Here is a 25,205-nt window from a genome sequence, read left to right on the forward strand (position 1 = left end):
CCCTCCTATCGGCTGCGCGGGTCGAGAATGCGGTACAGCACATCCGACAGCTTGTTGATGAGAATGAAGACCGACCCGATCACCAGTGTGGCGCCAAGGACGGCGTTCATGTCGGCATTGAGCAGCGCCACAGTCAGATAGTTGCCGATACCGGGCCAGCTAAAGACCGTCTCGATCATCACCGAGCCTTCCAGCAAGGCGGCATAGGAGAGGCCGATCACGGTGATCAGCGGCACTCGGATCGGGCGGAAGCCGTGGGTCCAGATCACCCGCCATTCCGCAACCCCTTTGACACGGGCGGTGGTGATGTATTCTTGGCCGAGCTGATCCAGCATGAAGCTGCGCGTCATCCGCGCGATATAGGCCAGCGAGAAGAAGCCAAGGATGGTGGCAGGCAGGATCAGGTGATCCAGCGCGCTCCAGAACACGTCGAAGTCGCCGGCAATCAGGGAATCGACCAGCAGCAGGCCAGTGCGTGGCTCTACCAAACCTTCATAGAAGATATCGACACGCCCGGGACCGCCGACCCAGCCAAGGCCTGCGTAGAACACGACCAGACCCACAAGACCGAGCCAGAAGGCGGGAACCGAATAGCCAAGCAGCGCAAAGACGCGGATCAGCTGATCCACCCATGTGCCCTGCCTTGCTGCGGCCCAGACACCCAGTGGAACCCCCATTCCGACGCCGATGATAATGCCAAGGGTCGCCATCTCCAGCGTGGCCGGGAAGACGCGCGCCAGGTCTTCGGCGACGGGTCGGTTGGTGGACACCGAATGGCCCAGATCACCCTGAAAGACATCGCCGACATAGGTGATGAACTGTGCGATCAGCGGTCGGTCGAGGCCCATGGCAATGCGGACCGCATCATATTGTTCCTGAGTGGCACGGTCGCCGACCACGGACAGAACCGGGTCGATCGGAATCACGCGGCCGATGAAGAAGGTGATCGCCATCAACCCGACAAAGGTCAGGAGCGTGACGATGATAAACCCACCGATTGCCCCGGCGGTTTTCCTCAGCGCAGCGTGCGAAGGCGCGGCTGTATTCAAGGGTCTGGTCCCCATTTCTCCTCCCAAAACCCCCGGCGCGCGGGAGATCTGGCATCGTGAAAACTCTGCGTCGGGGAGGTCCCGGACGCGGTGGTTGGTGCATCAGGCATAAAACAATTTTCGAAATGTGCAAAAATTTTTTTGCCTGACAAAAATTTTTTTTGTAACCTGATGGAGAGAACATCCAGGAATGTGACCCGGTCTGGTGCTTCAGGCGCAGGTCCACCCCAAAGTGTGAAGAGCAAAAATGCCGCGTGAAAAAACACTACAAGAGCCCAGTGTCGGCCCAGCGATCCGCAAACGCCGCAAGCAACTGAAGCTGACCTTGCAGGCGCTGTGTGACAAATCCGGCGTCTCGGTCGGATATCTCAGTCAGGTGGAACGCGACAATGCAACGCCGTCGCTCGGCACGCTGGCGCAGATCTCAGCGGCGCTTAACGTGGGGCTGGACTATTTCATTTCGGCGTCCAAGCCCTCTGACGGCCTGACGCGCGCCGGCACCCGCCCGCTCTTTGCGCTGGATGATTCCTCGCTGCGCTACGAGGCGCTGGGCGCGGATTTTCCCGGCTCTGAGATGTCGTCCTATATCCTGCATATACCGCCCGCCTATGTCTCGGAAACCGTGAGCCATGAGGGCGAAGAGATCATCTTTGTCCTTGAGGGCGAGATCCAGCAGACATTGGACGGCCAGACCTTTGCCATGACCTCGGGCGACAGCCTGCACTACAGCGGCAACACCCCGCACGCATGGACCAACCCGACCGACCGCACGGCCCGCATCCTCTGGACCGGGACGCTGACAGTTCTCAATCGCAAAGGCGCCATCGAGCTACCGGAACTGTCCCACAAGCAGAACGCGTAAACCGCGACAGACAGATTAGAAGTTCAACCCAACAAGGAGACCTCCCGTGAAACACCTGAAGACAACACTGCTGGCCAGCGCGCTGCTTTTGCCGCTTGCAGCGCCGGCTGTGCTGGCCGAGACGCCCGAGGGCGTGCTGGTCGTGGCACAAAACATCGACGATATCGTCGCCATCGATCCGGCACAGGCCTATGAGTTCACCTCTGGCGAGCTGGTCACCAACCTCTATGACCGGCTGGTTCAATACGATGCAGAAGACACCACCGTTCTGGCGGCAGGTCTGGCCTCGGAGTGGGTCACCGACCCTGACGCAAAGACCATCACCTTCACCCTGCGGGAGGGCGCGACGTTTGCCTCCGGCAACCCAGTGACCGCAGAGGATGTGGTCTATTCCTTCTCCCGCGTCATCAAGCTGAACCTGACCCCGGCGTTCATCCTGACCCAGCTGGGCTGGAACGCGGACAACATCGGTGAAATGGTCACCGGTGACGGCAACACGGTGACCGTGAAATACGCGGGCGACTTCTCCCCGGCGTTTGTGTTGAACGTCTTGGCTGCACGTCCCGCATCCATCGTTGACAGCAAGCTGGTGCAGGAGAACGAAGTTGACGGCGACATGGGCAATGCGTGGCTCAACGCCAATGCAGCCGGTTCCGGTCCCTTCACGCTGCAGCGCTATGCGGCCGGTCAGATGGTGCGCATGCAGGCGAACCCGACCTATTTCAACGGCGCGCCCAAGATCGACAGCGTGATCATCCGCCATGTGGCCGAAAGCGCCACTCAGCAACTGTTGCTGGAGCAAGGCGACGTGGATCTGGCCCGCAACATGACGCCGGATCAGGTGGCCTCGCTCGACAGTGGCGAGATCAAGGTCGACACCTTCCCGCAGGCGGCTGTCCACTTCCTGTCGTTCAACCAGAAAACCGAGAGCCTGACGCCCCCCGCTGTTTGGGAAGCGGCACGTTATCTGGTCGACTACAAAGGCATGACCGACACGATCATCAAAGGTCAGATGGACGTGCATCAGGCGTTTTGGCCCAAAGGCTTCCCCGGTTCTTATGATGAGACCCCGTTCTCTTATGACCCGGAAAAGGCCAAGAGCATCCTGTCCGAGGCCGGTATCGAGACTCCGATCACCGTGTCGCTGGATGTGATCAACGCCGCGCCCTTCACCGATATGGCGCAGTCGCTGCAAGCGAGCTTTGCCGATGCGGGCATCAACTTTGAGATCCTGCCCGGCACCGGCAGCCAGGTGATCACCAAATACCGTGAGCGCAGCCATGAGGCGATGCTGCTGTATTGGGGCCCGGACTTCATGGATCCGCATTCCAACGCCAAGGCCTTCGCCTATAACTCCGACAACTCTGACGACAATTATGCAGCGACCACCACATGGCGCAATGCATGGGCCGTGCCGGAAGAGATGAACAAGCGGACCATGGCAGCGCTGTCGGAAAGCGACGCGGATGCCCGTCTCGACATGTACCGCGAGCTGCAAAAAGACGTGCAGACAGAGTCTCCCATCGTGATCATGTTCCAGGCGGCCTATCAGGTTGCCATGAACGAAGGGGTGTCCGGCTACGTGAACGGCGCAACCTCTGACTTCGTTTTCTACCGTCTGGTGGAAAAAGAATAATCTGAACCTTTTCGGGCTGCCGTGTCACCGGCGGCCCGAATTCCATATCTCCCCCCTCATTCCCCGGAGCCCTTGATGACCGAATTCCCGCTGACCGCCGCCCGCCTCGCTGCTCTGCGTGCCCGTATGGAGCTGACAGGCACCGATCTTGTTGCCCTTGGTCCGTCCAGCCATATGGCGTGGCTGTCTGGTGTGCATCCTCATGGCGATGAACGCCCGGTGATGCTCTTGGTGAGCCAGTCTTATGCGGGCTTTCTGATGCCGGCGCTGAATGCCGCCGCCGCGCGCAAAGATACCGACCTGCCGTTCCATCCATGGCGCGATGACGATGGCTCGGACGCCGCCCTGGCCGAGCTGCTCGAGGCTTGCGCTGCCACCCGCCCGAATCTGTCGGTGGTCTTGGATGAGACCATGCGCACCGATTTCTCTCTGCGCCTGTTGGACGCACTGGACAACCCGCGTCGTCGTTTTGCCGATGACACCGTGAGCCTGTTGCGGGCCTCCAAGGACGACAGCGAATACCACGCGATCAAAGCCGCGCATTTGACCAACGACAAGGCGGTCAAGGCTGCCTTTGCGGCGCTGCGTGAAGGTGTGACCGAGCGTGAAATCGTCGAGCTTATCAAATCCGAGTATGCCGCTGCCGGTGCAACATTGGAGTTCTGTTCGATCTGTTTCGGCGCATCCGGTGCTTTCCCGCACCATACACCCGGTGACACCCCGCTGACCCGCAACTCCGCCGTGCTGATTGATACCGGCTGCCGTCTGGATGGCTACCCGTCCGACATGACCCGCTGCGGCTACTTTGGTACGCCTGAAGAGGGATACGAGGAGGTTTTTGCTGTTGTCGAGAAGGCCGTTCAGGCCGCACTCGCGGTGGCCAAGCCCGGTGTTGTGGCAAGCGATATCGACAAGGCCGCCCGCGATGTGATCACGGCTGCGGGCTATGGAGATCGTTTCCTGCATCGCACCGGCCATGGTCTCGGGATCGACATTCACGAACCGCCCTATATCGCCGCCAATTCCGAGGTTGTGCTGGCCGAGGGCAATGTGTTCTCGATCGAGCCGGGCATCTACCTTGAGGGTAAGTTCGGCATCCGTCTGGAGGAGATCGTCATCCTGCGCGAAGACGGCGCGGAGATCTTTTCCGAAATGCCTCGCGATATGGTGCGTGTCTAAGGGCTCAATACCTTCACGTCCGGTGGAGAGTGCGAATGAACGGGCGGCGCAGCTTAATGTTGCGCCGCTTTTTTGCCCAGAACGCCCGGCACAGCCAGATCCGCCACCGCAAGGCCCGCGAGGCCTGCCATATGCCAGCCGAGGACTTGATTGGAACTTAGCACCGGCAGGCCCAACTGTTCTTCGAGTGTTGGGATCACCTCAAGCGTTCGCAAATTGGTGCAGGAGAGGAAAACTGCATCCAGCGGAGCTTGTGACGCAAGCGCTGTGGCGGCTGCGCAGATCGATGCGGGTGCGATGCGGGCCACACGGGCCTCGATCTCCTCGCCAAATCCGATCATGTCCGGCACCGCGATCCCCGCAGTCTCGAAGGCCGCGCGGATCGGGGCGGCGACCGACGGGATATAGGGCGATACGATCCCGACGCGCGACAGGCCAAGCGCGCGGATGGCGGTCAACGCGGCGGTCAGCGGATTGGTGACCGCCTCTGTGGTGACGCTGGCGGCGACCAGTGCCTGCACCTGAGCCGCGCCGATCAGCGTGGTGCCGGAGGTGCAGCCATAGGCAACCACGGAAAACCGCGCGGCGGGCGGCAGCAGCGCCGCGGACTGGGGCAGGTCATCCGCCATTGCGGCGATCGTGTCCGGCGTTAGTTCGGCGCCTGAGGGCACGCGGGTGACATGCAGCCGTGCCTTATCCTGCGGGATCATGCGACGAAAATCCTCTTCGATGGTCTCATCCACCTGCAGAGTGATCAGTCCGAGGCGGGGGCGGGGGTCTTCCGCGATCTCATATGGGAACTGTACCATCAGGTGATCTCCGGCAGCTCGGCAGGGGCGCGGGGCGACAGCAGTTCGGCGCAACTCTCGCGCAGGACGATGTTTTCCTCATGCACCATGATGCAGCCCGGGCGCAGGATCGCGCCGGGTTCCAGCGTCAGCACCATGCCCGCGCGCAGCGGCGTGTTGTCCTTCGGTGTGAAGGAGGGCCATTCGGTCAGGGTCAGCCCCAACCCATGGCCCAACCGACCGCCACCGGGCGTGGCGCCGTGGCGCACAAGGGCCTCGGTCAGGATATGATGTGCGTCCCGCGCCAACATGCCGGGGCGCAACGCCTGCAGGCAATCCTCGGTGGCGGACCAGAGCGCGGCATGGGTGCGACGCGCCAGATCCGAGGCCGCTCCGATAGCATAGTTGCGGTCGAAATCGCAGAAGTACCCCTCGCGCACTGCGCCGGTGTCGAGCATCAGCACATCGCCCTGAGTGAGGGCGCGGGCAGGCGCGGGCGAGATGACATCTCCATAGCCCTCGGGACCGGCGCCGCCTGCCAGATAGCTGACCCAATCGGCCCCTTCGCCCAGTAATAGAGCCTGAAAATCGCGAAACACGGCGTCGAGCGGACGGCCAGCCCCCGCGATCTCCGGCACCCGGTCAAAGGCGCGCGCGGCGATGGCACAAGTGCTGCGGATCCTGTCGACCTCGGCCTCCGACTTGATCTCTCGGACCCGCTGCACGACCTCGGTGGCATCGGCAAACCGGCGGGGCGCAAGGCCATCGCGCAGGCGCTCATAGTCTGTCAGCGGCATCCGCAGGTGTGTCTCCAGCCCCATCGGCAGGCCGACGGAGCCGTGTTCGGGCACCAGTGTGGCTAGCGTGTCCCGCAGCAGGCTGACACCGTCATCCTCAGGGTCAGGCGCGTCCCAGGTGCGGATCTGCGTAACCCATGTGCGTTGCATCAGCTCGGCGCCGATAGCGGGGATGACCGCAACCGGGACACCCGTCGCGGGCACCACGATGAACCACGGGCGGGCCGGGCTTTCCCAGAACCGGGTCAGGAAGCCGGTGACATAGAACACATCCGCAGGGCTGGTCAGCAGCAGCGCATCGTGACCTGCATGCCCCATAGCATCCTGCAGCGCCCGCACCCGCGCCTGATATTCGGACGCGGGAAAGATCAGCGAGGTGTCAGGCATCTTCCGGCCCTTCGCTGAGGATGGCAAGCACCCGGGCCTCAGGGGGCAGGTTCAAGCCCGCCAGCAAGGCGGCAATCCCGGCCGCGCCGGAGGGCGTGGTCGCCAGCCCATGGTCCGCAAGCGTGGTGACGGCAGTCGCAGCCTCCTCTTCCGTGAGGGTGACAAACAGATCCGCGTCGCGGGCGAGGCCTTGCAGCGCGATCATCGAGGGTGTCTTGCAATCCAAGCGCCCCATGGCAGAGACGGGGCCAGCTGTGTCGACCACCGCACCGGCGCGGATGCTCTCCACCAGGGCTGGGGCGGATTCGGGCTCCACCACGATGATCTGCGGTGCATCGCCCCAGGTCCGGCGGGCATGGGCGGCCACGGAGGCGGCCAGCCCCCCGACACCGGCTTGCAGCAGGATATGGGTCGGCTGCTGTGGGATTTGGGTCGCGGCCTCCTGCGCCAGTTGTAGGTACCCCTCCATCACCAGATAGGGCAGGTCGACATAGCCGGGCCAGGAGCTGTCGGATAGCAGCGTCCAGCCGTTGACCTCTGCCGCGATCTCCGCGCCAGCCATGCTGGCCTCGTAGTCGTGGCCCTCGCGCACCACCTCGGCGCCTTTGGCCCGCAGTCGGGCGGCAAAGCTCTCGGGCACGGTCTCGGCCAGGTAGACCACCGCCCGCGCGCCGAACAGCGCCGCCCCGGCTGCCACCGACAGGCCATGGTTTCCGGCGCTGGCGGTGACGTAGGTCTGGCCGACAAGCGCTTGCTGCCAGGCACTGTCCACAACACGATCCGCTGCTGCCCTTGCAATGGCATGGGCCGCGCCGAGCGCCTTGAAGCTGCCCAGCCCCATGCGGTTGCGTTCATCCTTGAGGTAGAGCTGCGCCACGCCACAACGGGCGGCCAGTTCCGGAAGATCCAGCAGCGCGGTCTCGGCATGCGCTGGGCACTGCCCCAGCAACTGCATCACCCCGGAGGCATCGCTGCAGGGAAATGGCGCGTCCAGATCGAGGCCCCGACCGCGGTGCGGATTGGCAAAGGTGACGGGCATGATGCGGGCTCCTGTCTTGATGATATTTGCCAGTCTATCGCGCCCGTGGTGGCGTATCCCGGAATTCTCGGCCTCCATGGGGCCGATATTCGGCAAAAGTAGTAAGCTCTTGTCCGAAATTGGGCTTTGAGTGGCTCCCTGTCTTACACGGGAGCCGAAATTCCGACATATCTTTTGACATGGACAGATTCGATGCGCTCATCCTGGAGGCGATCCAGACCGATGCCCGGCTGACGGCGGAGGCGTTGTCACAACGGGTGGGGTTGTCGCCCGATGCCTGCCGCAAGCGGCTGGCGCGGCTGCGGGCTTCCGATGTGGTGGAAACCGAAATCACCGTGCTTGCGCCCGATAAGGTGGGGCGCGGGTTGCTGCTGATCGTCGAGGTGACGCTTCAGAACGAACGGATGGAGGATCTGGACCGGTTCAAGGCCCAGATGCGCGCGGCGCCGGAGGTCATGCAATGCTATTACGTGACCGGCAACGCGGATTTTGTCCTGATGATCTCGGCCCGTGACATGGCGGATTACGATGACTTCACCCGTCGTCAGTTCTTTGCAGAGGAGAACGTGTTGCGCTTTCGCACCAGCGCGGTGATGGACCGGGTGAAGACCGGGTTCTCAATGCCGGTGGTGCCTGACACGGGCTGATCGCGGTCGGAGCGATCATCTGACGCATCAGGATCTGATATGAAAACGGGCCAGATCCCGAAGGATATGGCCCGACATTTCATAAGGGTATGACGAACGGCTTTGACTATTCGGCAGCCTGAGGGGACACCTCGTCGACCACGGCGTTGTTGTTCAACAGATCATCGTCCTTGTGGAACAGAGGGTAGATGAACAAGAACGCAGCTGCGATCAAATAGCCGCCGGAAACACCGCCGAGTTCGGGCCAGTGAAGGCTTGCGCCATGGATCACCCCGATCGACGCCATAGCCGCAGCCGCCAGGGCAAAGCCCCCCGCGTTGCGGAAGTTGCCGTCGATGACGCTGGCGACGATCGCGCCCCAGATCAGGCCAGTCAGGATTGCTCCCTGTGACAGCGACAGATGACCGCTGAAATGCGCACCCTGTTGCAGCAGCGCGGCTGTCAGCGCGTCATCGCCCAGCTGCGGCACGCCCGCGACACCAACCGCGCCGAGCGCACCGATGAGCGAGCCCCATTTCACCATGAGGAAGGCAGAGACATGCGGCATCATCGCGATGGTGACAGCCGCCATATGCTCGGTCTTGACCGAATGGGCGGTATTGGTGATCAGGCTCAGCGCCACGAAGACCAGCACGGGTGCGGCAGCAGCCACCGGGATCAGGTTGTTGAGGAAGGCCAGCAGGCCGAAGATCGCCGCCAGCGGGATCACCGTGCCAACCCCGATGATGTAACCCGCATGCGCGCCCATGCGCTTGTAGGCCGGATGGCCGATATAGGCGGTGGTCGGGAAGGGCGAACCGAAGACCGCACCGATCATGGTGCCCACCCCGTCGGTGATCTGGCAGGTGGCCACTGGGTAATGGTCGCCCGCACTTTCAGCGCTCTCGACGTTGTTCATGGTCTCGATGAAATTATAGATTTGCACAGGGACCAGCACCAGGAACAGCTCCGGGTTCACAAACAGATACTGGATGCCCGCGATCAGATCCCCGAAGTAAGGGAGCGGCGGGTAGAAACCGATGCCATCGACGCTGATGGTGGAGGTGCCAAGCGCCAGCGCCACCAGGGTGCCGACAATCAGCGCCAGCAGACCTGCAGGGATATTGTAGGGCAGGCGGAAGCGTCCCACGAGCCCCCAGAGGATAATGATCATCGAGGCAAAGCCGACGTAGGGGTTCTCGAACACGGTGGCCAGCGGGACGGTGCCGATGAATACCAGCGCAATACCACACAGCGTGCCGAGCATACCTGCGCGCGGCGTCACGCGTTTCAGCCAGGGGCCGATGAGGGCGCCGAGGGCTGCGACGATGCCGCCCATGAAGCCAGCCCCGATGCCCACCTGCCAGGCGATTAACGGATCATTGGTTGCCCAGTAGATCGGCCCGATCACGCCAAACAGATAGACAAACATCACCGGCGTCGAAATGCCGTAGGGCAGGGCGGTCACGTCGCGCCCGTGCTGCGCCGCCGCGCGTTTCGCCAGCGCTACATAGACAATGATGCCAGCCAGGATCGCGACGCCTGCCCCGGGAACGATGCGCCCGTACACGATCTCTGCGGGCATCTGAAAGACGAACTGACAGACGCCTGCCAGCACCATCAAGTTGACGAGATTGTCGGTGAACAGCGCCCAGAACGCGCTGAAATCGCTGCGGTGAAACAGCGAGTATTTATAACTCCCATCCCTCATGGGGACCTCCCTTTTACAACCGGATGCACGGGCGGTACTCCTCCCTCCACGTGTCTCCGGTGATGTGTCACTGCGCCGCGAGATGCGAGACAGCGTCCCCGAAGTCGGGGTGAAATGCGGCAGTTTCAGAGGTCAGCGCGGTGATCACTTCGGCTGCCACAAGGGCGGCGATCACAGCAGGCCGCTTGTCGCGGCTGCCGCCTGCCCCGATGGGGCAGATCAGGTCTGCAACAGAAAGCCCGTCGCAGTGTTCTTGTGTCCAGCTGGCGAATTTCGCCCGCTTGGTGGCCGAGCCGATCATGCCGACATATGCCGCGTCGCCGCGTTGCAGCGCCGCCGAGGTCAGCAGGAAATCAAGCCCGTGGTCATGGGTCAGCACGATGAAGGCGCTGCCGGGGGCGGCGTTCATCACCTCGATCTCGGGGATCGCGCTGAGGCGACGCTCGACCAAAGCTTCGGATTGGTTCAGCTCGTCCTGTCGCTGGTCGATCAGCACCGTGCGCAGCGGCAGATGCTGAAACAGATCCGCAAGCGCGCGGCCCACGTGGCCCGCGCCAAGGATATGGACCGCCGGACGCGCGGCGTCTTCGACCTGCGCGGCCTCGACTGCGGCGGATTTGTCAGAGGCGCTCATGCGGGTGATGGCGATCTCCACCCGCCCGCCGCAGCACTGGCCGATCTCCGGCCCCAAGGGTACATCCATATGGTGCGACAGGTTGCCAGCGGCCAGCAAATCCCGCGCCGCCTCGATTGCGATATGTTCCAGCTGGCCGCCGCCGATGGTGCCGAGCAGGGCCTCGGCGCGCACGAACATCTCGGTGCCGGTGGCACGGGGGGACGACCCCCGCACCCGCGTGAGCCGCAGGCTTGCCACCGGACCGGCGGCGTCGAGATACTGTCTGAGTTTCTCTGCCTGCATCATGGGCTTACACTCCGGCCTTCAGCCGTTCGACTGCCATCAGCACGCGCTCGGGCGTGGCTGGCGTTTCCAAACGCGGGCATTCGCGATAGTCGGCCACCGAGGCCACAGCCATCGACAGCGCCTCCAGCACCGAGATCCCCAGCATGAAGGGCGGCTCGCCCACGGCCTTGGAGCGTTTGATGGTCATCTCGCGGTTTTCCGACCAGTCAGCGAGCTTCACGTTGAAACTGCGCGGCCGGTCCGAGGCCAGCGGGATCTTATAGGTCGAAGGCGCATGGGTGCGCAGGCGCCCTGCATCATCCCACCACAGCTCCTCGGTGGTGAGCCAGCCCATCCCCTGGATGAAGGCGCCTTCAACCTGACCCTTGTCCAGCACCGGGTTCAGAGAGCGGCCCACGTCATGCAGGATGTCGGTGCGCTCCACCCGGTATTCCCCGGTGAGCGTGTCGATGGCGACCTCCGAGCAGGACGCACCATAGGCGTAGTAGTAGAACGGCCGCCCCTTGCCCGCCGCGCGGTCCCAGTGGATCTTGGGCGTCTTGTAGAACCCCGCCGCCGACAAGTGCACCCGCGCCATATAGGCCTCGCGGATGAAGGCGGCGAACTCCACCACTTCCTCGCCGATGCGAATGTGGCTGGGGCCAAAGCTGACGGCGCTTTCGGCCACGCCCCGGCTTTCGGCGGCGAATTTGATCAGCCGCGTCTTGATCTGTTCGCAGGCATCCAGTGCCGCCATGCCGTTCAGGTCAGACCCGGAGGAGGCCGCCGTGGCAGAGGTGTTCGGCACTTTTTCGGTGGTGGTCTTGGTGATCTTGATGCGGTCGAAATCAACCTGGAACGCCTCGGCCACCACCTGCGCGACCTTGGTGTTGAGGCCCTGACCCATCTCGGTGCCCCCGTGGTTCAGATGGATCGAACCGTCATTGTAGATGTGGATCAGCGCTCCGGCCTGATTGTACCACGTGGCGGTGAAGGAGATGCCGAATTTCACCGGCGTCAGCGCGATGCCACGACGGATGATGCCGCCCTTGGCATTCTCGGCAATGATTTCTGCACGGCGGGCCTGATAGTCGGCGCTCTCTTCCAGCTCCTCGACGATACGACCGATCACATTGTCCTCGACCTCCTGATGATAGGGGGTGAGGGTGCGGCCATCGCCGATCTCGCCGTAGAAATTGGCCTTGCGCACCTCCAGCGGGTCCTTACCGAGCGCATAGGCGATTTCCTCGATCATCCGCTCTGCGGCGACCACGCCCTGCGGGCCGCCAAAGCCGCGAAACGCCGTGTTAGAGACTGTATTTGTCTTCTGTGGGCAGGATGTCAGGCGGACGTGAGGATAGAAATAAGCGTTGTCGGCATGAAACAGCGCGCGATCCGTCACCGGGCCGGATAGGTCCGAGGAATAGCCGCAGCGCGCTGCAAACTGGCTGTCCACCGCCTGAATGCGCCCCTCACCGTCAAAGCCGAGATCATAGTCGATCACAAAGTCATGCCGCTTGCCGGTTGCCGTCATGTCCTGATCGCGGTCGGGGCGGATCTTGACGGGTCGGTTCAGCTTCTTGGCGCCAAGGGCTGCGACAGCGCAGAACAGGTTCATCTGGCTTTCCTTGCCGCCAAACCCGCCGCCCATGCGGCGCACGTTCACCACCACCGCATTCGACGGCACGCCCAGCACATGAGACACCATATGCTGCGCCTCGCTTGGGTGCTGGGTGGAGCAATGCACTACCACATCGTCATCCTCGCCCGGCAGGGCAAAGGCGATATGGCCTTCCAGATACATGTGATCCTGCCCGCCGACAGTGACGCGACCCTGCAGCCGGTGCGGTGCTTCAGCCAATCCAGCCGCCACATCGCCGCGCTCCAGTTTCAGCGGGTCGGTGACCATCGGCATGCCAGCGTCGCGGGCCGAAATCGCATCCAGCGCGTGGGGCAGCACCTCATAGTCGACATCGGCCAGTTCCGCCGCCCGGCGGGCCGCATCGCGGCTCTCGGCGATCACCGCAAACAGCGGCTGGCCGTGGAATTCCACCTTTTCGGTCGGAAACACCGGCTCGTCATGCTTGCCGGTGGGGCTGACGTCATTGACGCCGGGGATGTCGTCGGCGGTGAGCACATCCACCACGCCCGGCGCGGCTCGCACCCGGGACAGATCCATGCCGCGGATGTTGGCATGGGCCACGGTGGACACGCCGAGATAGGCGTGCAGGGTGCCCGCAGGTTCGGCGATGTCATCGGTGTAATCGGCACGGCCCTGCACCTGCTTGATGGCGCTGTCGTGCTTGAGGTCCTGGTGGGCGGCGCCCTTGATCTCGGCGGTGGTGTTCAGATCTTTCATGGTCCTGTCCTCCCTCACGCGATGGCCAGACGCACCGGCGCGTCCTGATTGGTGTCATGTTCCAGCTGGAACCGGCGCAGCAGGTTGGCCGCGACCGTGGTCCGGTAGTCCGCGCTGGCCCGCCAATCGCTGAGCGGGGTGAAATCTTGGGTCAGCGCCTTTGCTGCCGCATCGAAGGTTGCCGCTGTGAAGGGCTGTCCGATCAGCGCGGCTTCGGCCTGCGCGGCCCGTTTGGGCGTTGCAGCCATGCCACCAAACGCCAGACGGGCGGCGGTGATGATACCATCACTGACGGTGACGCTGATCCCGGCGGCGACTGAGGAGATATCCTCGTCCCGGCGTTTGGAGATCTTGTAGGCGGCGTCGATCTGGCCCGGTTGGCTGCGCGGAATGCGGATGGCGGCGACAAAATCGCCTGCCTCGCGGTCCTGTTTGCCATAGTCGATGAAGAAATGCTCGAGCGGCAAGATGCGGGTGCCGCGTGTACTTTGCAGCATGACCTCCGCACCAAGCGAGATCAGCACCGGCGGCGTATCCCCGATCGGCGAGCCATTGGCGATATTGCCACCGATGGTGCCCATGTTGCGCACCTGCCAGCCGGCGATGCGGTCCCAATATTCGCCGAGATGCGGGAAGGCCTCGCGGATCGCGGCCTCGCTTTCGGAATAGGTGACGCCGGCGCCGATGGTCAGCGCATCGTCATTCAGGTCGATGGACTTCAGCCCCTCAAGATGGGTGATGAAGACCACCGGAGAGATCGGACGCATGAATTTGGTCACCCACAGCCCCACATCGGTTGAGCCTGCTACGATGGTGGCCTTGGGGTTTTCGTTCAGCACCTTTGCCAGATCCGCCACATCCAGCGGCAGAATGGCGCGGTCGTCTTCGGGGCCGGTCTCGATACGCGATTCTGGCTGCAGCGCCATCAGCCGCGCGGTCACATCGTTGCGCTCGCGGGTCAGATGGTCATGGGCGGGGCTGCCGTATTGGGTCACCGCCATTGCTGCCTGCACGATCGGCTCATAGCCGGTGCAGCGGCAGAGGTTACCTTGGATGGCGGTCTCTACCTCGTGTACCGAAGGCTCAGGGTTGCCCATCCACAATGCGTAGAGCGACATCACGAAGCCCGGCGTGCAGAAGCCGCACTGGCTGCCGTGATACTCCACCATGGCCTGCTGCACGGGGTGCAGGCGGCCCATGGGGCCGGAAAGATGTTCGACGGTGACGATGTGGCAGCCGTTGAGCGAGGCCAGAAAACGAATGCAGGCATTCACCGTCTCGTAGTGCAGCTGGCCCTGATGCAGACGTCCGACCAGAACCGTGCAGGCGCCGCAGTCGCCCTCGGCGCAGCCTTCCTTGGTGCCGGTCAACCGCTGTTCCAGACGCAGGTAATCCAGAAGCGTGAGCGTTGCCTTCACCTCGGTGACGGTCTTCTCCTCCCCGTTCAGAAGGAAGCGGATATCGTTCTGCTGAGCCATTTGCCCTCCCAATTCCATCTCCTGCCTGGCAGGAGTGTCGGGACTTTACTGTTTATGACTGCCTCTAAATATGGTGGGCTTTGCGAAATACTTTCAACAGATCGTTGAAAGAAGCGCACCGAACGTGCGTGTATACTGGGCTTCGGCGCAAGTGTTGAGGATTTTGAATGGCTTATAATGGCGTATCTTGAGAGCCTGCGGGTGTTCTGCCGAGTGGTAGAACTGGGCAGCATCACCTCGGGCGGGCGCGACCTGCGTCTGACCCCGGCGGTGGCGAGCAAACGAATCAAGGAACTGGAGCAGCATCTGGGCGTGCGGCTGTTTAATCGCACCACCCGATCGCTGACCCCGACGGAGGTGGGCAGCGAGTTCTACAAGGAAGCGCTGCGCATCCTGAGCGCCGTGGACGAGGCCGAAACCGTGGTGGCGCAGTTCTCCGGTGCGCCGCGCGGCACGCTGCGGGTGACCGCGCCACTCGCCGCCGGGCGGCGCATCATCGCCCCCTTGGTGCCGGATTTTGTCGAGGCCCATCCCGACATCGAGGTGCGCATGCGGATGTCGGACCGCAAGGTGGATATCCTTGCCGATGGCATCGATGTGGCGTTCTTCGTGGGCAACCCGCATGATTCCAGCCTGAAGATGCGCAAGATTGCCACCTGCGACCGGGTGCTCTGCGCCGCGCCCGACTATCTGGAGCGGTTCGGCACGCCAGACGCGCCCGAAGATTTGATGAAGGGGCACAATTGCCTGCTGCTGCGCTACCCGCGCTCGCCGGAATATTACTGGACCCTGAACACCAGGTCCGGCTTTCGTAAGTTCGAGGTGAAAGGCAAATATGACGCTGATGACAGCGATGTGCTGCTGAACTGGGCGCTGGATGGCCGCGGCATCATCAACAAGCCGAGGTTCGAGGTGGCGCAGGCACTGCGCAGCGGCGCGCTGGTGGAAATCCTGCCCGAGGCGCATCCGATCCCGGCGACCTTCGGCTGTCTTTACCCGCACAAGAAATTTCAGGATCCCAAAGTCAGGCTGTTGGTGGATTTCATTACCAGCCGGGGGCAGGCCTACCTGCAGGGGCTTGAGGCACCGCGCGCCGATCCGGCCTGACGTAAACAAAAAACGCCCCGCAAATCTGCGGGGCGTTCCTGTGAGTGGTGGTTTGACGCCGGGTCGAGATCAGAAATCCACCTCGATGGCGATGCCCTGCTTTATCGCGAGTTCGACGACGGAGGAGGCCACCGCCAGATCCTGAAGACCAACGCCGGTGCCGTCAAAGAGGGTGATCTGCTCCGCCGAGGTCCGGCCCGGATGCGCGCCGTTGATGACCGCACCCAGCTGCGCCACGTCGGCCTCTGCAATCAGCCCCTGTGCCACCGCATGCTGCGCCTCGCCGATGGAGATGGATTGCGCCACCTCGTCGGTGAAAACATCGGCGCGCACCAACAGTTCGGGATCGACCTCCTGCTTGCCTTTGGTGTCGGTGCCCATGCAGGCGATATGGGTGCCGGGGCTGACCTGATCGGCCTTGAGGATGGCATCAAACGACGAGGTGATGGAGATAATCACATCCGCCTCTTTCAACCCGTCCAGCTCCACCGCCTCAAACGGCAGGCCTGCCTCGGTGGCGACCTCTTCGAGGTTCGGCAACATGTCGGGATGCAGGTTCCAGCCGATCACCTTGTCAAACTCGCGTTGCTCCAGCGCGGCGCGCAGCTGGAACTTGGCCTGATGCCCGGCGCCGATCATGCCGATCACCTTTGCGTCCTCGCGCGCGAGATGCTTGATCGAGACCGAGGAGGCGGCAGCGGTGCGCAGAGCGGTCAAGAGATTGCCCCCCACCATGGCGCGCACCTTGCCGGTGTCGGGATCAAACAGGAAGACGGTGGACTGGTGGTTGATCAGTCCGCGCTTTTCCAGGTTGTTGGGCCAGTAGCCGCCGGCCTTCAGCCCCAGCGTCAGGCCCGCGCGGTCAAAGCCGCCCTTGAAGCCATAGAGCGCGTCTTCATGGCCGATGGCCTCGCGCACCACCGGAAAGTTGTAGGCATCACCGGCGGCCATGGCGGCAAAGACCTGCTCCACCGCGTCAAAGGCGGCCTTGCGGGTCATCAGGTCGGCAATCGCCCGTTCGGGAACGATGTACATGAGGTGTCTCCATTCGTCTGGCGCGGGCTGACGCCCGGACCGCGCCCGGCCCTCCCCCCGAGAGGGCGCTGACGCACTCATCGAGGCTCGGGCGCGACCCGCTTGTCGGGGCCGCGAGGCAAAATAAAAAGTCGGCGGAGGGCGGCGATGCGCACCTCCGCCAGTTCGGGGTCAACTTTCAGTAGGCTTTGCCGCGCGCCGAAACCGGCCACAGGGTCTCGACCTTGCCGCCACGCACGCCGACGTACCAATCGTGCACGTTGGCGGTGGGGTCGCAGTGGCCCGGCACCAGCTTCAGCTTTTCGCCGACCTTGAGCACGCCGTCGGGGTCGGCAACCACGCCATGCTCGTCGGAGCATTTGACGTATTCCACATCCGTGCGGCCAAAGATGAACGGCAACCCGCTGTCCACCGATTGTGCCTTGAGGCCAGCGTCAACAATCGCCTTGTCGGATTTTGCATGGCTCATCACCTGGGTCAGGATGAAGAACGCGTTCTCCCATTCGCCCTGGTCGATGCGGTTGCCGTCCTTGTCGAGGATGCGGCCATAATCCGCGTCCATGAAGGCGTAGGAGCCGCACTGCAACTCGTTGAAAACACCGGAGTTGCTCTCGAAGTAGTAAGAGCCGGTGCCGCCGCCGGAGACCAGCTCTGGCTCCAGACCCGCGGCTTTCAGCGCCTCGACGGCCTCGGTCACCTGCGCGATGGCGATGTCGAGTTTCTCCTTGCGGCCCTCATAGCTATCGATGTGCTGCATGGCGCCCTGATAGGCTTGGATGCCGGTGAACTTCAGACCTTCGGCGGCGTCGATGGCCTGCGCGATTTTTACAACCGCCTCGGATGTGGTGACACCGCAGCGCCCGGCGCCGCAGTCGATCTCGACAAAGCACTCGATCTGGGTGCCGTGCTTGGTCGCGCCGGCGGACAGATCGGCGACATTGGCGATGTCATCGACACAGACGATGGTGCGCGCGCCCAGTTTCGGCAGCCGCGCCAGTCGGTCGATTTTGGCCAAGTCCCGCACCTGGTTCGACACCAGCACGTCCTTGATGCCACCGCGGGCAAAGACCTCGGCTTCGGACACCTTCTGACAGCAGACACCGACCGCGCCGCCCAGAGATTCCTGTAGCTTTGCCACATCCACCGATTTGTGCATCTTGCCGTGCACGCGGTGACGCATGCCATGCGCCTTGGCATAGTCGCCCATCTTCTTGATGTTGCGCTCCAGCGCGTCCAGATCCAGCACCAGGCATGGGGTCTGGATATCGGCTTCGTCCATGCCGGGCAGGGCAGGGACGTCGTAGCCAACTTCGAGATTGTCGAAATTCACGGGTGCATTCATTTTGGTCACTCCCTTACTGGGTCTCACAGGGTCCAGGGCAGTTTGTCGAGGTCGACATTGCCGCCGGTGATGATGATACCGACGCGCTTGCCTTTGAACGCATCGGGGTTTTTCAGGATGGTGGCGAGGGGCACGGCAGATGAAGGCTCCATCACCACGCGCAGGTGCTTCCAGATCAGCTTCATCGCGTCGATGATCTCGGGATCGGAGGCGGTGAAGATGTCGGACACATGGTTCGACACAAAATGCCAGGTCAGATCCTTCAGCGGCACCAGCAGCCCGTCGGCAATGGTCTTGGGCGCGTCATCGGCGATGATGTAGCCCGCCTTGAAGCTGCGGTAGGCGTCATCGGCCTGCTCCGGCTCGGCGGCGATGATCCGGGTTTCCGGCGCCAGTGTCGACAGGGTCAGACAGGTGCCGGAGATCATGCCGCCGCCGCCGATCGGGGCCACCACAAGGTCAAGACCATCGGTCTGTTCCACGAACTCCTTCGCGCAGGTGCCCTGTCCCGCGATCACACGCGGGTCATTGTAGGGATGGACAAAATCGCCGCCGGTCTCGGCCTGCACGCGGGCAAAGGTCTCCTCGCGCGACGAGGTGGACGGCTCGCATTCGGTGATCTTGCCACCATAGCGGCGCACGGTGTCCTTCTTGGCTTGCGGCGCGGTGCGCGGCATCACCACGTTGCAGGGAATGCCCCGCAGCATCGCCGCATAGGACAGGCAGGAGGCATGGTTGCCGCTGGAATGCGTCGCCACGCCCTTGGCCGCCTGCGCCTCATCCAGACCAAACACCGCGTTGCTGGCACCGCGCACCTTGAAGGCGCCCGGCTCCTGAAAGTTCTCGCATTTGAAGAACAGCTCCGCGCCGGTCAGCTCGTTCAGGTAGGCCGAGGTGCGGATCGGCGTGCGGCGGATGTGCGGCGCAATCCGCTCATGCGCCGCCAGCATGTCCTCATAGGTGGGGATATACATCGCGCTGTCCTTCATCACGCGGCGTCCTGCTGCGCCGAGGCCCCGTTGCCGCGATAATAGTCCTGCGCCGCCGCAACACCGGAGCCAAGTTGGATATCAAGGCCGAGGTCGACCATGCACATCTCGGCGGTGGCAATGCCGGAGAGCGTCATCACATCGGTCAGGCTGCCGAGGTGGCCGATGCGGAACACCTTGCCCGCGACCTCGCCGAGACCCACGCCAAAGGCGACGCCGTATTTCTCGGCGGCATGGGTGACGATATCGGTGGCGTTGAACCCTTCGGGCGTGCGGATGGCGCTGACGGTGTCGGAATAGACCTCCGGCGACGCGGCGCAGAGCTCCAGCCCCCATGCGCCCACGGCGGCACGCACCCCTTCGGCGATGCGGTGGTGGCGGGCAAAGACGTTCTCCAGTCCCTCAGTCAGCAGCATCTTGCAGGATTCATTGAGCCCGTTCATCAGACCCACGGCAGGCGTGTAGGGGTAGGCGTTGTTGGCATAGCCCTTGGCCATGTCATGCACGTCAAAGAAGGTGCGCGGCAGCTGGGCGGTTTTGGTCGCCTCCATCGCCTTGGGGCTGAAGCCGACGATGGCGAGGCCCGCGCTCAGCATGAAGCCCTTTTGCGAACCGGTGACGGCCACGTCGACGCCCCACTCGTCCATGCGGAAATCCATTGATGCAATGGAGCTGACGCCATCAACAAACAGCAGCGCCGGGTGGCCAGCGGCATCCAACGCGCGGCGCACCGCGGCAATGTCGGATTTCACGCCCGTGGCAGTCTCGTTGTGGGTGGCCAGAACCGCCTTGATCTTGTGGCCTTTGTCGGCGCTCAGGATCTCTTCATAGCGGTCGGCGGGTAGGCCCTCGCCCCAGGGGGTTTCGACGATCTGCACGTCAAGCCCGTGGCGCTGGCACATGTCGATCCAGCGGTGGCTGAACATGCCGTTGCGCGCCGCAAGCACGGTATCGCCCGCCGAGAGCGTGTTGCTCAGCGCGGTTTCCCAGCCGCCGGTGCCGGAGGAGGGGAAGATGAAAACTTCGGCGGAGGTGCTTTTCAGAACCTTGCGCACACCTTCGCGGGCCGGATGCAGGATCTGCCCGAACAGCGGCGAGCGGTGATCGATCGTCGGCATGTCGCAGGCCTTGCGCAGGCACTCGGGGATGTTGGTCGGACCCGGGATGAATACGGGGTTTTGAAAGCTCATGGAATGTCTCCTTCCGTCTGAAATTCAGCATAGGCAGGGGAGGCACCGAGCGAAATTTTTTTGAAATCGTTTTTCGAAAATAGAAGTGACCGGAAATATCGTTCCTTGTCAGGTGTTTGAGTTTTTCATATCGTGAATTCGAATTTCGCGCAAAATCGGAGGGATTTGATGGATTCGCAAGAAACTGGCCCCAAGACCACCCGACGGGCACGGGGGCGGCCCCGGGACTGGCACGACAAGACGGCGCAGAACACCATCAAATCACTCGACCGGGCGATGGAGGTCTTTGAGTTCCTGAGCGAGGCGCAGGGCAAGCCCCTGACGTCGATCGCCGAGGACATGGGTCAGTCGCCCGCCACCGTCTACCGCATCCTGGTGACGCTGGAGGGGCGCGGGCTGGTGGAGTTCGACACCGAGGAACAGCTTTGGCACATCGGCGCGCAGGCCTTCGTGATCGGCGCGCGGTTTCTGCGCCGCACCAGCCTGGTGGACCGGGCCCGTCCGATCCTGCGCAGGCTGATGGAGGTGACCGGCGAGACTGCCAACCTCGGCATCGAGAAAGAGGGCCATGTGCTGTTTGTCAGCCAGGTGGAAACCCACGCCAGCATCCGCGCCTTCTTCCCGCCCGGCAGCCTGTCGCAAATGCATGCCTCCGGTATCGGCAAGGCCCTGCTGGCGCAGATGGAGGCAAGCCGGTTGGATCGCTTGCTGGCGGCGACCCGGCTGGAGGTCTTTACCGACCACACCATCACCGACGGCGATGCGCTGAAACAGGATCTGGCAGCGATCCGCACGCAGGGCTTTGCGGTCGATAATGAGGAAAAGAACGCCGGCATGCGCTGTATCGCGGCGCCGGTGTTCGACATGAACCGCGAGGCGGTTGCCGGGATTTCGGTCTCCGGCCCAACCAGCCGCATCAGCGAGCAGGAGATTGCAGAGCTGAGCCGCCCGGTGATCGAGGCCGCTGAACAGTTGACGCAGGCTATCGGCGGGGTCGCGCCTGTCGCACACAAAGGCGGTGACGCCTAGCAAAAGAGCAGGTCAGCATCACACCTTGAGCAGTGATGGACCAAGACCGGAGCGCGATGGCACTGGACTCTTGGGCGTTCGATACAAATAGTTAAAAGCGTTAACCTAGTTTCGGAGATTGTATGGCCCGTTCTGACCCTCATCTGACTGCTGCAGAAACAAAGGGGCTCCGTGCTGCGCGGGAGCTTGAGGGCCATGTGAAGTGGTTGGAGTCCTTCACGCCCGCGGCGCTCGGTGTGCTCGCGGTGGCGTCCGGCATCTATACCTATCTTGGTGTCAGCTCTCTGCTGGAGGACACCGGCGCCATGAGCTTTTTTGCGGCGGTAGCCTATTCGGTCGCGGTGTCTGTCGGGATCTTTGTGTTCTGGAGCTACATGATGCGGTTGCTGCCCGCGATGCGGACAGCGTCCGGGCTGGTTGGTTTGGTCCTGTCCACGATCATTGGATCGTTCGCGATCATTGCCATGTCGAGCTGGTTGAACGCGGCGGCGCTGGCCGGGTCTGCCGCAGTGGAACAGCATCTGGAAAACACCGTGCGTGACTATCAGGGCGGACTGGAACGCGCCCATGAAATCGCACTGTCGGGGCAGGCGCTGGGTCGCGAGGTTGAGCGCGCCCGGCAAACGTTTGAGGCGCTGGCGGATCAGGAACGTTCGGGTGATCTCTCCGGTGCGGCGGGCGAGGGGGCGGTGTTTCGTGTCCTCACCCAGAAGACAGAGGAACTGTCGAACCTCGAACAGCAAATCGCCGCACAATCCCCCTTGATCACGGCGGCGTTCGAGGAAGGAAACCGGATTCTTGGGCGGATGCGCGAATTGACCGTGGCTCCGGGACCGGTTGATCAGCGTTCGGTCCTGTTTGCTGAGGAAAGCGTGCGGCTTGCCGGGGTGATCGCGAGCTTGAACCAGTATTCGGTGGCCACGCTCGTGACACGGGCGGCACAGGATCTGCCTGCCTCTGTGGTCCTGCCGGAACTGGATGGGCGAAACTCCGACGTGCGCGCGGCTCAGTCCTCTACGATTGCGTCGGTGTTGAGTGCTCTGGATCAGCGCAGTCAGACCCTGAAGCGGGCGGCGGATGAGGTGCTGGCGCTCGAACCACCCGCCGAGACGGTTTATAATCCGATCTCCAGCGCCGATGCGGTGATCCGGTATGCGGGTAATTTCGTCCCCTCATGGGCCGGGGCGATTGCCATTGATCTGTTGCCGGCCATTCTTGTCTTTGTATTGGCGATCACGCAGGCGGCAATTCGCAGTGGGCGTGATGGAATCAGTGTTGAGGAGACGCTCACACTGTCGGACCTGAAGGCAGCCCTCAATGCGATGCGCGACGTGGAGACCACGATGGCAGCTGCAGACGCCGATCTCGACCGCCGGTCAGATCCGGGGCGATCAGCGCCGCTGGCGCCCAGCTCTGACAAGGCCGCGGAGTAGCGCATGTCTTCACGCGGTCAGTGGTTCGCCGATATCACGCTTGCGCGCAGTCTGCGATATGCGCTGTTGGGGCAATGCGCCATCGCCGCGGCGGTCCTGGCCACCGATTTGCTGGGGCAGTGGCCAACGGGCGGGGCAAGCCGCCGGGATCTGCCGCAGGGGCCGGTTTCGCCCGGGGACCAGTGGCGGGAGTATGATCCGGCCACCGTGTCGCCAAGCTATGTGCGGCGCGACCCTGCGCCAGGTGTGGAGACGCCGGCAAACATGCCCTCGCGGTTGAACTTCAGTGTGATGGAGACGGAGAATCTGGGGTCTTTGCTTCTTGTGACCGGTCAAATTTCCGAAGGGGATGCAGAGCAGTTTCAAACCTATCTCGACAGTATGGACGAGGTTCCGGCGGGCGTCGCCCTGAACAGTCCCGGCGGCGTGGTGCAAGAGGCATTGGCGCTGGGCCGCGCCATACGGCGAATGGAGATGGAAACCGCAGTTCTGCCGGGTACGATATGCCTGTCGAGCTGCCCTTATCTGCTGGCGGGCGGCATCGCGCGCCGCGTGTCGAGTGCCGCCTCAGTCGGGATGCATCAGCATTATTATAATACTCCCGGCTACCTGCCTGCGTTTCTCGCTGTGGAGGAAATCCAGCATGGTCAGGGCCGCACCATGGAGTATCTGATCGAGATGGGAGTGGACCCCGGCGTGATGGTGCATTCCCTGAATACCCCACCCGAGGAAATCTACGTGCTGCTCGATCAGGAATTGAGCGACACGAGACTGGCGACCGAGATCCTTGATTAAGGTGCGGGGTCACTCCGGGTGATCGCTGCGGTTCAACTCCTCTTGGAGTGGCACGTGCGAGTTCAAGAAATTCCCCACCACGGACAGCGCCGGAATGTGGTCACACATCGATTTGAAGCAGACCAGCAGCGGCACCGCCATCAGCGCCCCGGCAATGCCCCACATCCAGGCCCAGAAGACCACAGCAGAGAACACCGCGACGGCATTCAGGTTCAGCCGTCGTCCGAGAAAGACGGGTGTTACGAACTGTCCCTCGATTATGTTGGCCAACAGATAGGCCAGCGGTGGCAGCAGCGCGTAGGGCAGCGAGGAGAAGGTGACCAGCGCCATGGCAGCGCAGAGCGCGATGCCGGTCAGCGCACCGATATAGGGCAAGAAGTTGAACAGGAAGGCGATCGCACCCCAGAGCGCAGGTTGCGGCATGCCCAAGGCCCACATGCTGAGGCCAACGGTAACCCCCAGCCCGGCATTGATGAGAGTGATCGACAGCAAGTAGCGCGAGATCCGTTGCTCGATGCTGTAGACGATCCGCAGGGCACGGGTCTTTTCCGTGAGATTGGGAAAGCTCTCGACGATTTTCACGTAGAAAATGTCGTTGGAGGCCAGAAGGAATAGCGCCAGGACCAGCGCGACCAGGGCGGTGGTGGCAAGCGTCACCATGTCGAGCGCGGTCGACGTGACGATACCGGGCTGGTCGATCGCCACTTTCAGAACGTCATTATCCTTGGCGGCCTCCGCGATGTCCTCAACCCGCTCAGAGGCTTCACGTACCGTTTCCAATGAGGCCGAGATGTCCCGAAGCCGGTTCTCGAGCTCCAGCCGTACCTGTGGGGCCTGATCAATCCATTCAGAGACCGGGCCGCTCAGCAGGTAGAGACCTCCGGCTGTTGTCAGCGCCACCGCCAGGATCAGGCAGACGGCGGAGACAATTGGCGGCACTCCGTATCGGGCCACACCCCGTGTCAGCGGGCTGAGCGTAAGGGCAATCAGCATGCCCAGGGCAAATGGCAGAACCACATCCTTCGCAAAGAACAGAAGCGCTGCCGCCACGATTGCCACTATCACGCCGAGGAAGTTCCGGATGACAACGACATTTTGCCGGATCGTCCTGCGGTCCCGACCGGGCGAGCCCTGATCTGACGTTGCCTCAGTGCCGGGTGTATCAATTACACGATCTGTGGTCACGTCCTGCGACGCCGGGGAAACGGTCATATGGGTCTGCCTTTTTGCTGATACATGTACAACGCCCGGCTTTGAATGTGGTTCCCAATAAAGCTGACGCAGGGGCACCGGTCTTGCCTGGCCAACCCGTCCTCAAGACGCTCTTCGATAGAGAATTTCCGGGGATGGAAACACGCCCTCTTCCGCCAAAATTCCGTCGTACATTAAAAGGCTTGTGGTTGCGTGCAGCGGCGGGCAACCCTCGTGAAAATTCGCAAGGTTCGAAAAAATATAGGAACTTTTCCCCGGTGC

General features: G+C 62.7%; 21 protein-coding genes. 8 read left to right on the plus strand and 13 right to left on the minus strand.

The genetic code is table 11. The features are described 5' to 3' along the window. Nucleotides 1-5 precede the first annotated feature (5 nt). Complete coding sequence (locus R1T40_RS17740; protein ID WP_317385066.1) at nucleotides 6-1,064, minus strand: ABC transporter permease; 1,059 nt, start codon at nucleotides 1,062-1,064, stop codon at nucleotides 6-8. A 232-nt stretch (nucleotides 1,065-1,296) separates the two neighbouring features. Between R1T40_RS17740 and R1T40_RS17745 the strand changes: the two genes are divergently transcribed. From R1T40_RS17745 to R1T40_RS17755, 3 genes are all read left to right on the plus strand, one after another. Further along, nucleotides 1,297-1,911, plus strand: a complete 615-nt coding sequence (locus R1T40_RS17745) for a helix-turn-helix domain-containing protein (protein WP_317385067.1) — start codon at nucleotides 1,297-1,299, stop codon at nucleotides 1,909-1,911. Between the two features lie 46 nt (nucleotides 1,912-1,957). Next, the gene (locus R1T40_RS17750) at nucleotides 1,958-3,547 is read left to right on the plus strand and encodes an ABC transporter substrate-binding protein (RefSeq protein WP_317385068.1); all 1,590 of its coding nucleotides are present in this window, start codon (nucleotides 1,958-1,960) and stop codon (nucleotides 3,545-3,547) included. A gap of 75 nt (nucleotides 3,548-3,622) precedes the next feature. After that, nucleotides 3,623-4,726 (plus strand): M24 family metallopeptidase, encoded by a 1,104-nt coding sequence (locus R1T40_RS17755; RefSeq protein ID WP_317385069.1) that lies wholly within the window; start codon nucleotides 3,623-3,625, stop codon nucleotides 4,724-4,726. A gap of 53 nt (nucleotides 4,727-4,779) precedes the next feature. On the opposite strand, the gene R1T40_RS17760 is transcribed toward R1T40_RS17755, so the two are convergent. Genes R1T40_RS17760 through R1T40_RS17770 form a run of 3 tightly spaced genes read right to left on the minus strand, consistent with a single transcriptional unit; the run spans nucleotide 4,780 to nucleotide 7,737 of the window. Beyond that, nucleotides 4,780-5,535 (minus strand): maleate cis-trans isomerase family protein, encoded by a 756-nt coding sequence (locus tag R1T40_RS17760; RefSeq protein ID WP_317385070.1) that lies wholly within the window; start codon nucleotides 5,533-5,535, stop codon nucleotides 4,780-4,782. Beyond that, nucleotides 5,535-6,698 (minus strand): M24 family metallopeptidase, encoded by a 1,164-nt coding sequence (locus R1T40_RS17765; RefSeq protein WP_317385071.1) that lies wholly within the window; start codon nucleotides 6,696-6,698, stop codon nucleotides 5,535-5,537. The genes R1T40_RS17760 and R1T40_RS17765 overlap by 1 nt, the downstream gene beginning before the upstream one ends. After that, nucleotides 6,691-7,737: a pyridoxal-phosphate dependent enzyme gene (locus tag R1T40_RS17770; RefSeq protein WP_317385072.1), complete on the minus strand. Its 1,047-nt coding sequence runs from the start codon at nucleotides 7,735-7,737 to the stop codon at nucleotides 6,691-6,693. The genes R1T40_RS17765 and R1T40_RS17770 overlap by 8 nt, the downstream gene beginning before the upstream one ends. Before the next feature lie 179 nt (nucleotides 7,738-7,916). Between R1T40_RS17770 and R1T40_RS17775 the strand changes: the two genes are divergently transcribed. Beyond that, nucleotides 7,917-8,384 (plus strand): Lrp/AsnC family transcriptional regulator, encoded by a 468-nt coding sequence (locus R1T40_RS17775; protein ID WP_317385073.1) that lies wholly within the window; start codon nucleotides 7,917-7,919, stop codon nucleotides 8,382-8,384. A 106-nt stretch (nucleotides 8,385-8,490) separates the two neighbouring features. Here the strand turns inward: R1T40_RS17775 and R1T40_RS17780 are convergent, their stop codons facing one another. The 4 genes from R1T40_RS17780 to xdhA all read right to left on the minus strand — a co-directional run bounded on the left by R1T40_RS17780 (nucleotide 8,491) and on the right by xdhA (nucleotide 14,812). Further along, the gene (locus tag R1T40_RS17780; protein WP_317385074.1) at nucleotides 8,491-10,074 is read right to left on the minus strand and encodes a permease family protein; all 1,584 of its coding nucleotides are present in this window, start codon (nucleotides 10,072-10,074) and stop codon (nucleotides 8,491-8,493) included. Nucleotides 10,075-10,141: 67 nt separating this feature from the next. After that, nucleotides 10,142-10,993, minus strand: coding sequence for a xanthine dehydrogenase accessory protein XdhC (gene xdhC, locus R1T40_RS17785; protein ID WP_317386999.1), 852 nt, complete (start codon nucleotides 10,991-10,993; stop codon nucleotides 10,142-10,144). 7 nt (nucleotides 10,994-11,000) lie between these two features. Further along, nucleotides 11,001-13,334 carry a xanthine dehydrogenase molybdopterin binding subunit gene (gene xdhB, locus R1T40_RS17790; protein ID WP_317385075.1) on the minus strand — a complete coding sequence of 778 codons (2,334 nt, stop codon included), beginning with the start codon at nucleotides 13,332-13,334 and terminating at the stop codon, nucleotides 11,001-11,003. 14 nt (nucleotides 13,335-13,348) lie between these two features. Next, a complete protein-coding gene (xdhA, locus tag R1T40_RS17795) occupies nucleotides 13,349-14,812 on the minus strand; it encodes a xanthine dehydrogenase small subunit (RefSeq protein ID WP_317385076.1) in 1,464 nt (487 codons plus the stop codon). Nucleotides 14,813-14,989: 177 nt separating this feature from the next. On the opposite strand from xdhA, the gene R1T40_RS17800 reads away from it, so the two are divergent. Beyond that, complete coding sequence (locus tag R1T40_RS17800) at nucleotides 14,990-15,919, plus strand: LysR family transcriptional regulator (RefSeq protein WP_317385077.1); 930 nt, start codon at nucleotides 14,990-14,992, stop codon at nucleotides 15,917-15,919. A gap of 69 nt (nucleotides 15,920-15,988) precedes the next feature. Here the strand turns inward: R1T40_RS17800 and bhcD are convergent, their stop codons facing one another. The 4 genes from bhcD to bhcA all read right to left on the minus strand — a co-directional run bounded on the left by bhcD (nucleotide 15,989) and on the right by bhcA (nucleotide 20,475). Continuing rightward, nucleotides 15,989-16,954, minus strand: coding sequence for an iminosuccinate reductase BhcD (gene bhcD, locus R1T40_RS17805; RefSeq protein WP_317385078.1), 966 nt, complete (start codon nucleotides 16,952-16,954; stop codon nucleotides 15,989-15,991). A 178-nt stretch (nucleotides 16,955-17,132) separates the two neighbouring features. Beyond that, nucleotides 17,133-18,296 (minus strand): 3-hydroxy-D-aspartate aldolase BhcC, encoded by a 1,164-nt coding sequence (bhcC, locus tag R1T40_RS17810; RefSeq protein WP_317385079.1) that lies wholly within the window; start codon nucleotides 18,294-18,296, stop codon nucleotides 17,133-17,135. Nucleotides 18,297-18,319: 23 nt separating this feature from the next. Further along, on the minus strand, nucleotides 18,320-19,285 hold the full coding sequence (gene bhcB, locus R1T40_RS17815; RefSeq protein ID WP_317385080.1) for a beta-hydroxyaspartate dehydratase BhcB: 966 nt from the start codon (nucleotides 19,283-19,285) through the stop codon (nucleotides 18,320-18,322). After that, a complete protein-coding gene (bhcA, locus tag R1T40_RS17820; protein WP_317385081.1) occupies nucleotides 19,285-20,475 on the minus strand; it encodes an L-aspartate--glyoxylate aminotransferase BhcA in 1,191 nt (396 codons plus the stop codon). The genes bhcB and bhcA overlap by 1 nt, the downstream gene beginning before the upstream one ends. A gap of 168 nt (nucleotides 20,476-20,643) precedes the next feature. On the opposite strand from bhcA, the gene bhcR reads away from it, so the two are divergent. The 3 genes from bhcR (at nucleotide 20,644) to R1T40_RS17835 (ending at nucleotide 23,732) form a co-directional block, all read left to right on the plus strand. Continuing rightward, nucleotides 20,644-21,504, plus strand: a complete 861-nt coding sequence (bhcR, locus tag R1T40_RS17825) for an HTH-type transcriptional regulator BhcR (protein ID WP_317385082.1) — start codon at nucleotides 20,644-20,646, stop codon at nucleotides 21,502-21,504. Nucleotides 21,505-21,626: 122 nt separating this feature from the next. Further along, complete coding sequence (locus R1T40_RS17830) at nucleotides 21,627-22,937, plus strand: hypothetical protein (protein WP_317385083.1); 1,311 nt, start codon at nucleotides 21,627-21,629, stop codon at nucleotides 22,935-22,937. 3 nt (nucleotides 22,938-22,940) lie between these two features. Continuing rightward, a complete protein-coding gene (locus R1T40_RS17835) occupies nucleotides 22,941-23,732 on the plus strand; it encodes a COG3904 family protein (RefSeq protein WP_317385084.1) in 792 nt (263 codons plus the stop codon). Between the two features lie 9 nt (nucleotides 23,733-23,741). Here R1T40_RS17835 and R1T40_RS17840 read toward each other — a convergent pair whose 3' ends face one another. Further along, entirely contained in the window at nucleotides 23,742-24,944 is a 1,203-nt protein-coding gene (locus tag R1T40_RS17840) for an AI-2E family transporter (protein ID WP_317385085.1), read from the minus strand. Nucleotides 24,945-25,205: the final 261 nt, after the last annotated feature.

This window comes from Tritonibacter scottomollicae, from assembly GCF_032924845.1.
Taxonomy (GTDB): Bacteria; Pseudomonadota; Alphaproteobacteria; order Rhodobacterales; family Rhodobacteraceae; genus Epibacterium; species Epibacterium scottomollicae.